This is a genomic window from Leisingera sp. SA32 (assembly GCF_056033425.1).
Window position 1 is genome coordinate 1 of sequence record NZ_JBVYHB010000034.1, and the last position, 11923, is coordinate 11923.

General features: G+C 57.9%; 9 protein-coding genes and 1 pseudogene. 6 read left to right on the forward strand and 4 right to left on the reverse strand.

Annotated features, from left to right (window positions below; translation table 11 throughout):
• The first annotated feature begins 137 nt into the window (after window positions 1-137).
• The 4 genes from AC0IPL_RS22000 (at window position 138) to AC0IPL_RS22015 (ending at window position 5838) form a co-directional block, all read left to right on the forward strand.
• Window positions 138-1025 carry a tyrosine-type recombinase/integrase gene (locus AC0IPL_RS22000; RefSeq protein WP_474277154.1) on the forward strand — a complete coding sequence of 296 codons (888 nt, stop codon included), beginning with the start codon at window positions 138-140 and terminating at the stop codon, window positions 1023-1025.
• A 12-nt stretch (window positions 1026-1037) separates the two neighbouring features.
• Complete coding sequence (locus AC0IPL_RS22005; protein WP_474277444.1) at window positions 1038-2231, forward strand: IS91 family transposase; 1194 nt, start codon at window positions 1038-1040, stop codon at window positions 2229-2231.
• Window positions 2232-2861: 630 nt separating this feature from the next.
• Complete coding sequence (locus tag AC0IPL_RS22010) at window positions 2862-3857, forward strand: HIT domain-containing protein (protein ID WP_474277447.1); 996 nt, start codon at window positions 2862-2864, stop codon at window positions 3855-3857.
• Window positions 3858-3870: 13 nt separating this feature from the next.
• Window positions 3871-5838, forward strand: a complete 1968-nt coding sequence (locus AC0IPL_RS22015; RefSeq protein ID WP_474277471.1) for a DNA/RNA helicase domain-containing protein — start codon at window positions 3871-3873, stop codon at window positions 5836-5838.
• A gap of 439 nt (window positions 5839-6277) precedes the next feature.
• Here AC0IPL_RS22015 and AC0IPL_RS22020 read toward each other — a convergent pair whose 3' ends face one another.
• Window positions 6278-6598 carry an RcnB family protein gene (locus AC0IPL_RS22020; RefSeq protein ID WP_474277450.1) on the reverse strand — a complete coding sequence of 107 codons (321 nt, stop codon included), beginning with the start codon at window positions 6596-6598 and terminating at the stop codon, window positions 6278-6280.
• A 517-nt stretch (window positions 6599-7115) separates the two neighbouring features.
• On the reverse strand, window positions 7116-7481 hold the full coding sequence (locus tag AC0IPL_RS22025; RefSeq protein ID WP_474277455.1) for a cupin domain-containing protein: 366 nt from the start codon (window positions 7479-7481) through the stop codon (window positions 7116-7118).
• A gap of 195 nt (window positions 7482-7676) precedes the next feature.
• On the opposite strand from AC0IPL_RS22025, the gene AC0IPL_RS22030 reads away from it, so the two are divergent.
• Together AC0IPL_RS22030 and AC0IPL_RS22035 are read left to right on the forward strand one after the other, a co-directional pair.
• Complete coding sequence (locus AC0IPL_RS22030; RefSeq protein WP_474277459.1) at window positions 7677-8255, forward strand: hypothetical protein; 579 nt, start codon at window positions 7677-7679, stop codon at window positions 8253-8255.
• Between the two features lie 323 nt (window positions 8256-8578).
• Window positions 8579-9720 (forward strand): annotated as a pseudogene (locus tag AC0IPL_RS22035) (IS3 family transposase).
• 148 nt (window positions 9721-9868) lie between these two features.
• Here the strand turns inward: AC0IPL_RS22035 and AC0IPL_RS22040 are convergent.
• Together AC0IPL_RS22040 and AC0IPL_RS22045 are read right to left on the reverse strand one after the other, a co-directional pair.
• Complete coding sequence (locus AC0IPL_RS22040) at window positions 9869-10909, reverse strand: aromatic ring-hydroxylating dioxygenase subunit alpha (protein WP_474277463.1); 1041 nt, start codon at window positions 10907-10909, stop codon at window positions 9869-9871.
• Window positions 10910-11163: 254 nt separating this feature from the next.
• Window positions 11164-11923 (reverse strand): hypothetical protein (locus AC0IPL_RS22045; protein ID WP_474277468.1); only part of this gene is annotated, 760 nt, incomplete at its 5' end.

An 11923-nucleotide genomic window follows, 5' to 3' on the forward strand; every position in this document is an offset into this window, starting at 1 on the left:
CGGCCCAAGGACGAAGCCGCTCGCGCGGCAATGGCGCCCGTGGCTGGCGTTCGGGACTGATCGCCATCCTGTGCATTTGGGAATGTGGGCAGCTGCCTGACGATTGAGGCCTCTCAATCGACAGACAGGAGGTTCCCATGACCGAGGAGAGGATTTCGCCGCTGCGGGCGCGGATGATCGAGGACATGCGCATCCGGGGGATGGGCGAGAAGGCCCAGAAGTCCCATATCAGAGCCATAAAGGATTTCGCCCAATTCCTTGGGCATTCGCCGGATACCGCCACCCCGGAGGAGTTGCGCGCCTACCAGCTGCACATGACCGACACCGGGGTCACGGCCAGCACGTTCAACGTGCGGATCGTGGCGCTGCGGTTCTTCTTCGGGATGACCTGCGGGCGCGAGAACATGAAGCGCTACATGCAGTTCCGCACCCAGCCGCGGAAGTTGCCCGTGGTGTTCAGCGTCGAGGAGGTGTCCGACATCCTGATGGCGGCACCCGGGCCCGGTCTGAAGTATCGCGCGGCGCTCAGCATCTCCTATGGTGCGGGGCTCCGGGCTGCCGAGGTCTGCAATCTCAAGATCGGTGACATCGACAGCGATCGCATGCTGATCCATGTCGAGCAGGGCAAGGGGCGGAAGGATCGCAAGGTCATGCTGTCCCCGGGCTTGCTGAACCTGTTGCGTGACTGGTGGCGTGAGGCGCGTCCAGAAGGCTGGCTGTTCCCGGGCAAGCCGAAGATCAATCCGATCTCGCCTCGGCAATTGAACCGGGCCTTTACCTCGGCCAAGCACATGGCCGGGATCAGCAAGCCGGCGACGCTGCACACGCTCAGGCACAGCTTTGCGACGCATCTGCTCGAGGCTAACACGGACGTCCGCGTGATCCAGGTCCTGCTGGGCCACGCCAAGCTCACGACGACGGCGCAATACACGCATGTCGCGACCAAGACGATCCGCGACACCGTCAGCCCCTACGAGATGCTGGCCAAGCTGCAGGACCAGACCGTGAAGCGAAGTCTGGAGTGACCGGGCGCCGGGGTGCCCCGGCCCAAGCTGGAGATCGCTGACATCTTTCGCGCCCATGGTCCTGCGTGGCGACAGGTCAATGCCGGGCATGTCAGCCTGACACAGCTCAAGGTGATGTCGGCGATAGAAGCCTGCCGGACCGAGGCGCTCGGCGGGCATGTGGCCGGGTGCGCCAAGTGCGGCCACCACCACATCGCCTACAATTCCTGCAAGAACCGGCACTGCCCGAAGTGCCAGGGGCCGGCGGCGCGCGACTGGATGGCCGCGCGCGCCGAGGACCTGCTGCCCGTGGAGTATTTCCACGTGGTCTTCACCCTCCCGGCGGAGATCGCGCAGATCGCCTACTGGAACACGAGGGCCGTCTATGGCCTGCTATTCCGGGCGTCCGCGGAAACGGTGATGACAATCGCCGCCGATCCCAAGCGCCTCGGCGCCAGGATCGGCATGACCAGTGTCCTGCACACCTGGGGGTCAGCACTGACGCATCACCCCCACATCCACATGATCGTGCCGGGCGGAGGCCTGTCACCGGATGGCACCCGGTGGGTCGCCTGCAAGCCCGGGTTCTTCCTGCACGTGCGAGTTCTGTCGCGCCTCTTCCGGCGCCTGTTTCTCGATGGGCTGCTGGCCCTGCATCGCGCCAAGGAGCTGGACTTCTACGGTGATCTCGAACGCCTCGAGGACCTGGATGCCTTTACCGCCTGGCTCGCGCCATTCCGCAAATCCGAATGGGTCGTCTACGCCAAACCGCCCTTCGGCGGCCCCGAGGCCGTGCTCGCCTACCTGAGCCGCTACACCCACCGAGTGGCCATCTCCAACCATCGCCTGATCAGCGCCGACGCCGAGACTGTGGCGTTCCGCTGGAAGGACTACCGCGTCAAATCCGGCGATCGACAAAGGGTCATGCGCCTGGCCACGCCCGAGTTCATCCGCCGTTTCCTGATGCACGTCCTGCCCGGGGGCTTTCACCGCATCCGGCACTACGGCCTGCTGGCTAGCGCGACACGCAAGGCCACCATCGCCCGCATCCGCGATCTCCTCCGGCAGCGGCCGCCCGAACTGGAAGCACAGGAACCAGCGGAGCCTGAGCCGCTCACCCTGCGCGAGCCGTGCCCGTGCTGCGGTGGCCCGATGCGCATCGTCGAGGTCTTCCGTCGCGGCCAGAAACCGATGTCGCGCGCACCACCGCGGGAGCAGGCCGCATGACGAACCGCCCGTCACTACCACGAACAACACTCCGGTTCTCACGCCCGTTCCGGACTGCCCCTGGCTTGCCTCACGCGGTCCAGCGCCCGCGAACCGCCGGTGAAATGCGGCGCCCGAGACCGAATATGATCACCAACGCAGATCCGGGCTCCCTTGGAGGCCGTCGACATCCTTCGAGCCGTCAGTCACGCTCAACCGTCTCTGGAAACCTCAACTCACTTTCCCCATAGACAGCGCCTGGCAACCGCGGCTTCCACCTTGGGAGGATTTCCAACGCGGGCCGACGACGGACCACGCCGCACCGTTGCACCACGGCCCGCATCGAAAATCCTTCACCACAGCGGACGTCGACCCATACGTTTCAATGCTGCTGTCGCAGGCCGCTTTGCGGTAATTCGCTACAGGCGCAGTCCAGACGCGTCTGGATCTTTCTCCGACCGTTCATGCACTCTCCTGATGTGAGGGATGTTCAACATCAGGACCGATGGTCGGACGCCCGGAGTGGCAACCATGTGAGGCGACTTTTCGTTTATGAATGCAACTTGCACTGGAAACGCGCCCTGAAAGGTGTCAACTTGCCAGTGAATCAAGAATACAAATCAAAGGATTGCCGTTCTTGGCGAGGGACGCATGAAACCGGACGACCTGCACCGCTACATTACCGAGCACATGCGGATGTCGCACGTGTATCAACCGGTGATGCTGCGTGAACTGCTGAAGTCCGACGGTGAGGCAACGGTCGAGCAGATCGCGAAGGCGCTATTGTCGCACGATCGGTCACAGGTCGAATACTACGAAATCCGAACCAAGAACATGGTGGGTAAGGTGCTCACCAACAATGGCGTCGTCGTTCCGGTCAAAAAAGGGAGCCGCATCGTCGGATACCGATTGAAAGACTTTGTCGACGTGCAGGCCAGGGACCGAGACCGGTTGATTGCCGAATGTGAAGAGAAGATCGCCGACTACATCGAGCGGCGTGGCGTTAACATCTGGCAGCATCGGGTCAACGCAAAGGGCTACGTGCCCGGATCAGTCCGCTACGAAGTTTTGAAGCGTGCCAAGTATCGTTGTGAACTATGCGGCGCATCCGCCGAAGAGGTTGCCCTTCATGTCGACCACATCGTCCCACGCAATAGGGGCGGTCAGGACGACTTGAGCAACTTCCAGGCACTCTGCATCACATGCAACACCAACAAACGCGACCAGGACGATGCGGACTTTCGCGGAGTGTCGGATAGTTACGAGCTGCGCGAAAAAGGATGTATCTTCTGCGAAGTTCCCTCGGATCGAGTGATTGCCGAGAACGAGCTGTGCTACGCTATCAGCGACGGGTTCCCGGTGACGCCTTCACACACGCTCGTCATCCCGAAACGACACGTCTCCGACTACTTTGGTCTTTTCCAGCCCGAGCTGAATGCGATCCGCCGGGTGCTGGAAAATCTGCGTTCAAGCATTCGGGAAGAAGATCCAACCGTTACTGGGTTCAATGTGGGTGTAAACGTAGGGGCATCTGCCGGGCAGACGATCTTTCACTGCCATGTCCACTTGATCCCGCGCCGAGACGGCGACGTTCCCAACCCTCGTGGAGGCGTTCGAGGCGTCATCCCTGCGAAGCAGTCCTATTGAAGAAATATCCGTGATGGTGACCAAGTCATACTTTGCCGCAAGCGTTCCTGATTTTCTGGCGCGATCGACGGAAGATATCCTTGGGCGCCTGGCGACCCGGGTTGGCTCTGAACACAGCGGAAATGAGACCCAGCAGATCCGTGCTTGGCGCATTCAAATCGACCTATTGAAAGACGCTCTGAGAAACGCAGACAGTGATAGTTGGGGCATACTCCTTGAGTTGCCGCTTCTGCGGTTAGGGCGACGCATCGATACAATTATCTTGGTCGGCGACGTGATCGCCTGCGTTGAGTTCAAGATTGGGGCAACGAATTTCACCGGCCCAGATGTTGATCAGGCAGTCGACTACGCCCTTTGCCTACGAGACTTTCATGCAGCCAGCCATGGAAAGCGCATCGTGCCTGTCCTGTGCAGCGACCAGGCGCGCAAGTCCCAATTGCCCGAGAATATCGACTTCATCGATGATGTGAGCCAGTGCATCCGGACGAATGGCGAAGGTCTTTCGCGCGTTCTCCTCGCGATCGAAGACTTGTCTGGTGGCGATCAGATCGACTGGCAGTCATATGACGCCGCCAGTTATAGCCCGACGCCTGATATCGTGACGGCGGCGCGCAGCCTGTATTCCGGTCACTCGGTGAGAGAAATCGGTCGCGCGGACGCGACGGCAGAGGCGTTGGAGCGAACCGCCAACAGATTGAAGGTAATCGCCGAAGAAGCGCGCCGAGACCAAAAGAAGGTGATCTGTTTCGTTACCGGTGAGCCGGGTTCCGGCAAGACGCTGCTGGGGCTGGACTTGGTGTTCTCGGGAACCGCCGGTCGGGTCGCTGAGGAACCGGCTGCTCTTCTGAGCGGCAACCGACCTTTGGTTTTCGTGCTACAGGCGGCAATCGCAGACGATGCGCGCCGACGTGAAGGCATCAAGGCGGACGAAGCCAAGCGGAGAGCGCAACAAGCGCTTCAAACCCTTCTTGGGTATCTGAAAGATCACGCTGCCGCAAACGCCCGCCCTCCAGAAAACGTCATCGTCTTTGATGAGGCGCAGCGCGCCTGGGATGCCGATACCGGTCTCAAGCTGCTCGGGCGGGCAAAGTCAGAGCCTGAGCTGTTCATGGAGATCATGGGGCGCCTCCCCTGGGCGTGCCTCGTATGCCTGGTGGGTTCAGGACAGGAAATCAACCGAGGTGAAGGAGGTCTCGCTCTGTGGGGCGAGGCGCTTGCAAAGTCTGAGGACTGGACTGCACATATTTCAGAGAAGGCTTTGGCTGCACGGGAGGGCTTACTCGGGTTCTTCGATATCGCGTCGGGCGCAGACGTATCGCTCGTGAACGATCCGGAACTGCATCTGAACTCGAACCTCAGAGCCTATCGGAACAATCTGCATGGCGGCTGGGTCGCCGCTCTGTTGGATGGCAACATCGACAAGGCACGAGAGATTGCCGATGAGATGGAACACGCGCCCGCCTTCGTGACACGCGATCTTTCAGAAATGAAAGCCTGCTTGCAAACGCGCCGCCGTGGCGATCAACGTGTCGGGCTACTCGCCAGCAGTGGTGCAACGCGTCTTGTCGCGGAAGGCGTGCCGCCGTCGCCTCGTTCAGACAGTCTTGAAACGGTTGTGCATTGGTTCCTCAAACCGGCAGGCGATTTCCGATCATCGAACGCCCTGGAGACGCCGCTTTCCGAGTTCGTGTGCCAGGGTCTCGAAATCGACTACGCGGGTTTGTGCTGGGGCAACGACTTGATCTGGGATGGGCAGGCGTGGAAGCCCAGAAAGATGCGAGCGCCCAACTGGCAGTTGCTGCGAAAAGATGCAGAGCAACAGTATCGTATCAACACCTACCGGGTTCTGCTGACCCGTGGGCGTGCCGGAACGGTCATCTACGTCCCAGTTGGCGAGGAATCGGACAGCACCCGGAGGCCGAAAGAGTTCGATGGCATTTTTGATGTTCTCGTCGGCTCGGGGTGCCGCCAGCTGTCGTGATGATTGAGTCACCAAAAACTACCGCAGTAGCCTTCCCGGATCATGATTGCTCCGAGGTCACGCCCAGCCTGCACTCGGCACCCGCCAATCTTACGATCGTAACTTGTTCGACCATTTAGGTAGCAGGTCAGTCAGCGTCTGGCCAGCCACGAGCGTTCGCTTTCTCGCCGTCGCGCGTTCGCCCGCACTTGAGGAATCATCACAAATTCGCGTCCAAGGTCCGCCTTTGAGGTCAAGGCCTTGCCCCTTTGCATATGCAACGAACTACCGCTTTCCGCCCTTCATGAAGCGCGTTGCCAACGGCCCTAAGGAGACATTGACCGGTGCGCTTTTCGCCGCGCCGCAGCTTTCGCATTCTTGCCGTGCGTGGACGACACAGCATTTCTGAAAACGAATAACTGCAGCGTGGACAGCGCTAGTCAGATAGTCTGGGCGCTTCTTAGTTAATCAAAGCCGTAACCAAAAGCGTTGCAGCTACCGCCAAGTAGATATCGCTTCCATCCGAGACGTAAACCTCGTTACGACCGGGGTTCGGCAGGCCACGTTTTTTCCAGTCTTTGACAACGATTACATCCTGCTTGCGGAATTGGTAACCAACGGCATGCCGCTGTTTTTTCTTCACCACCTTCACCTTGGTGTTATTGCTATAGGGGGCCTTCTTTATAACGACCTTGTCCGCCATAGCCGTCATTGGCACAACAGCCACTGCTGTCGTTGCCAAGACCAGAATAGTGGCGCATCGTTTCGTTAGGTGCTGCATTGGGTTCTGCCTTATTGTTTACTCTTAATTCAACGTTCTCCCGAAAGGTTTCCGTCGCTAAAATTCTGAATTTTTTGCGAACCCTCGCGATAGAACGGTCAAGCCTGGAGGCCGGAAGCCTGCAACAGGGGCTCGCTCCGGCTTTGCTCGGTTCTGCGTTGAATTGCGGCTGTGACCAGCCGCTCATGGGGTGAAAAATGATCTGGAAATCGCGACAAGTCCAAATCGGCCACGGCCCTTTGGGCGTGGCCGATTGAAGCCCATTCTTCACCACCTGAGATGTAACGCGTTCTCTCTGGACCAATCACATCACCCGGTTTCTCTCACGCGTGGTTACCGCCGGTTGTGTCGATCGACACGAACGGCCCATAGCTGCCCCACAAGAGGCAGCAGGTCGCCGCGGTGCGGCTTCCCCGAACCGGTCATCAATGGCGTCGTGCAGCATGGTCGGGCAGGCCAAGGTCAGCAGCGCGGACCTTGCTGTCGTTCGAAACTGTCGACGAGCGACTGAAATACACTACTCTGTCGTCCGCCCATCAAAGTGTTCATGGGATGCGTCGGCATCCGCTTTAGTCTTGTGAACAGTCCCTTCCAGGTGCTCGGGTGGTCCATAGATTGTATAGAGCCGTAGTGGCCTCGACTCAGTGTTGACCACATTGTGCTTAGCACCGGCCGGAGCGATCACACCGTCATCGGCCTTGACCTTGTTGATACCGCCGTCGATCCACACTTCCCCAGAACCAGCTTCAAAGCGAAAAAACTGGTCGCGGTCGCCATGAGTTTCCGCACCAATTTCCGCACCGGGTTGCAGCGCCAGCAGCACCAACTGGAGGTTTTGACCATTATAGAGAACTTGGCGGAAGTTACTGTTCTCTTCCGTCAACCTTTCTACGTCACCTGCGAAGCCCTTCGTGGCAAGAACTCCTTTGTCCGTAATTGTTGCCCTGGAGGCACTGCACGTCTCTTCTGGGTATTTCTATCGGACTGACGCGAAGGTTCATTGATTTAGATCAATGCGTTCTCAGCGGTTACCCCCTAACTGCAAAGCGAGGTAATTGCTGCAAGGAAGGGAGACGCCGTGACCGGCACCGATAAAGCAGAACACGACACGACCGTCATCAACATACCCGAGGCGGTAGGTGTTTTCGACAGCTTTGCAGACCTTCAAAGCGCCTTCTACGATCTGCGGATGGTCGGCTTCAGCCGGTATGACATCAGCCTTCTCGGCAAAGAGGAAGTGTTGCAGGAAAAGCTGGGAAAAGCATATTGGCGAGCCTCCGAACTGGCGGACAATCCCAACGCGCCCCGCGCAGCATTTGTATCCGAAGAGGCTATCGGCGAGTTGGAAGGCGGTATAGCAGGCGGTTTTTTCTTTCTTGGGTCATATGTTGCGATGGCCGCAATGCTAACGGCAGCAAGCACTCTCGCGGCATCAATTGCTGTAATCGCAATCGGGGGCGTGCCAGCTGCCGTGATAGGGACCCTGCTGGCCCGACGCGTCGGCAAGCACCACAAAGAATACTATGCGAACCAAATAGAGCACGGCGGAATCTTGCTTTGGGTGAGGGTTAAGGACAAGAAGCGGGAGGACGTTGCCGTGAAAATCATGAAGGAGCATTCTGGGCGCGACGTTCATGTCCACCCGTGGAGTGAATGAGCTGCTTTGCCGCGTCCGCTGAGGGCTCGAAGCAATCATGCGGCGTTGCGGCAGGTCGCGTGACTACCCTGGCAGAAACCACGACACTCCCGGCCCTTAGCGGCCAGTGGTCGGTCGTCGTTGATGCTGGGGTGAAGCTTTCCCATCGCTGTCACATAAACTTGGTTTAGAGCTTTATACCCCTCGATAAGCGCAGAACGGGCCAGTGCTGGCGATCGTTGTCCTTACGCTATTGTCGGCATTATGAATAACCTGATGGCGCTTTGAATAGCCCCATGGTTCGTGGACGCCTTCTTCCCTAATTTTGAGGCAAGGAGGCCATGATGAGGACAGGCAAGTTCAGCGACGATTTCAAGCGTGATGCGGTCGCGCAGATCACCGAGCGGGGTTACCCGGTCAAAGAGGTTTCGGAGCGGCTCGGCGTGAGCCAGCACTCACTCTATGCATGGAAGCGGAAGTTCGCGAAGGCGTCGACCGGGGAAGTTGAGAAGGACGCCGAGATTCGTCGCCTGAAGAAGGAACTGGCGCGGGTGTCGGAGGAGCGCGACATCCTAGAAAAGGTCACCGCGTATTTCGCCAGGGATGCAAAGTGAGATACGCGTTCGTGGCCGAGCATCGGGGACAGTTCTCTGTGCGGGCGATGTGCCGATGCCTGCGCATCCAGCCAAGCGGCTTCTACGCTTGGCTGAAGACCCCGCTGAGCAAGCGGGCGCAGGAGGACAAGCGCCAGACCGAGCTGATCCGGAAAGCATGGGGCGAGAGCGGTAAGGTCTACGGGTATCGCAAGCTACACGATGACCTGCTCGATCAGGGCGAGAGCATCTGCCCGAACCGTGTGGCGCGACTAACCAAGCTGGCGGGCATCAAAGCGCAGATCGGCTACAAGCGTCGCCCGGGCAGCTATGGCGGCAAGCCGTCCGTCGTGGTCGACAACACTCTCGACCGACAGTTTGACGTCGGCGCCCCGGACAGGGTTTGGGTGACCGACATCACCTACATCCGAACCCAGGAGGGCTTCGCCTATCTCGCCGTGGTCATCGACCTCTATTCCCGGCGCGTGGTGGGTTGGTGCATGCAAAGCCGTCAGACAACCGACGTCGTGCTGCAGGCGCTGCTAATGGCCGTTTGGCGACGAAAGCCGAAGGCCCAGGTGCTGATCCATTCGGATCAGGGCAGCCAGTTCACCAGCATGGACTGGGCTTCCTTCCTGCGGGCCCACAATCTTGAGCATTAGATGAGCCGACGTGGAAACTGCCATGACAATGCTGTCGCCGAGAGCTTCTTCAACCTGCTCAAGCGTGAACGGATCCGGCGGCGAGCCTACAGAACACGCGACCAAGCCAGGCAGGACGTGTTCGATTACATCGAAATGTTCTACAACCCGAAGCGCAAGCATGCGAGGAACGGGATGCTGTCGCCCGTCGACTTCGAACGACAGCAGAAACTGAGACACGAAAGCGTCTAAGAAACGCGGGGCTATTCAAAGAGCATGCTCGAGATAACTCGCGGCGCTGACCTCATTCACGGCGCTTTGATTGGCTTTCGGCGCAATGGCGAGGGTCCCTTTGATGCCAGAATGCTATCTTGTGGCTCGAAAACTGACGGGGGGCTGGCTACTCAGCCAACTGCTGGTCCACCTGCTGCTCTTCATTTATCATCGCTTGCAATTGCCTGCGGAAGCGGAGCTGCCCGCCGTCAATCGGCAGATCAATGTGCGGGGTGGTCTTGTTGGACATCCCCTTTTGCACCGCGTTAAGTATAGCACGATCTTCCTCGAACGCATGCTGCACGTCTTCGGTCATCATTTTAGATAGTGCCTCATCATCCGGTCGGATGTTGCGCAGCTGGAACCAGTAGTAGCGTGTCTGGCCCTCGTTTGTCGGCGTCATGAAATTGTAGCTGTCCATGACAAAGGTCTGTTCATGCAGAGGCCCATTAGGTCCGCCGGTGCCGGCTGGCGTAAATACTGCCTTAATCAGGGCGTGGGAGGGATAGCGCACCTCATAATGCTGGAGGCGATCACAGTTGCCCTCAAACTCAACGACCTTCTTGTAGAAAGGCGCCGGCTCGTGATCCATCATCCAGCGATGCACGATAATACCCTCATCAGTCTTCGTGATCCGTAGTGGCGTGTCCTTAGTCGCAGCAGCAGCAAAGCTGCTTTGATGCACCCATGCGACATGCGTCGGGTCCAGCAGGTTGTCGCACATCAACAAATAGTTGCAGTCCAGTTCCATCGCGGCACCACGGTTAATTCCCCATGCGGGATCATCATAGTTCTCAATTTCGAAGATATCTGATGGGTCGGCCAGCGCAGGATTGCCCATCCAAATCCAGACCAGCCCGTATTTTTCGTGCAGCGGATAGGCGTGCACTTTGGCGTTAGACGGAATGCGGCCGGTGCCAGGGGCCCAGACGCATTGTCCGGCACAGTCGAACGTCAGGCCATGGTAGCCGCATTCAACAGTATCGCCCTTGATCCGTCCCTTGCTGAGCGGCAGCTTGCGGTGCGGGCAAGCGTCCTCCAGTCCCACAAGCTCTCCCGCCTCGGAGCGGAAAACGCAGATCTTTTCGCCAAGGACTGTGATCTGCTGAAGCTCGCGGTCAACTTCGTGGTCCCAGGCCGCGACATACCAAGCGTTCTTCAAAAACATCTCACTGCCCCAATCATACTGTGCTCATTAGACCGACGTTAGCTCCATCCGAAGGGTTATGAAAGAAGGTCTGCGGAGCGCTTACTTAAACTCGTCAGGCCATATCTCAGCCGTTCTGACGGCCCGCCGCAAACGGCCCTGACCTGCCATTCATGCGGCCGCCTGTCGCTGCGGTGCAGCTTCCCAAAGGCGGCCGCCTGTATCCCTCATGGCTTGGCTCAAATAGGCGTTGGTATTGGGAAATCTCCCATAAACTATCCGGCTTTCCCTTGAACTAATTCAAGAGCATCTCTGTAGATGAACGGCACCCAGTAGGTTATTTCCTCTTTAATTATCCTCTTTTCGAAGAATCCCGCCTTCAACAACCTCTCAATCACAGAATCCAGATCGGCTCCACTTACCCCCCAAAGGGCAGCTAATGTCTCTGAAGTATGCTCAGCTTTTTGTCCCTTCATTTTTTCAGTGTAAGTCGACAGGGATGGGTTTTCGGCTTTAAAAGTTTGCTCATATCTGACTTTACTCACTTCCCGCAAAGCGGGCTTAAATACAGCCCTTTCAAAGAGAGCGTTTCCTGAGGTTTCGTCCTCTCCCCTCTCAAGGCGGCCAATTTGCTGCTGCCTGATCATCTCGGACATATGGATTAGTTCGCGAGGCGCTGACTTACCGCTACCATCCTGAACACGGTTCACCATCCGTCGAAACGTGCTCGGGTTGTTACCTGTCTCAACTTTATCTGGAAAAATGATCTCGGTTAGCTCTGTCTGCTTGTCGAAATCTTTCTCAACGCTTGCTACGTCTACATTAAAAGATTCAACAAACTCTTTGTTGTTTACCAACCTCCGAATGAATAAATTAAGAAGGCTTTCGTAGCTCCAGGTGATCGTTGCTGTCCTCGTTATATGGCTCGCCTCGGCAAAACCGCCTTCCGTGATTCTTCCCCAAATGTCATCCCTCACAAATAGCTTGAGCTTAATATTGTCGAATGCCTTGAAGTCATTGTAAACGCGAAATAAT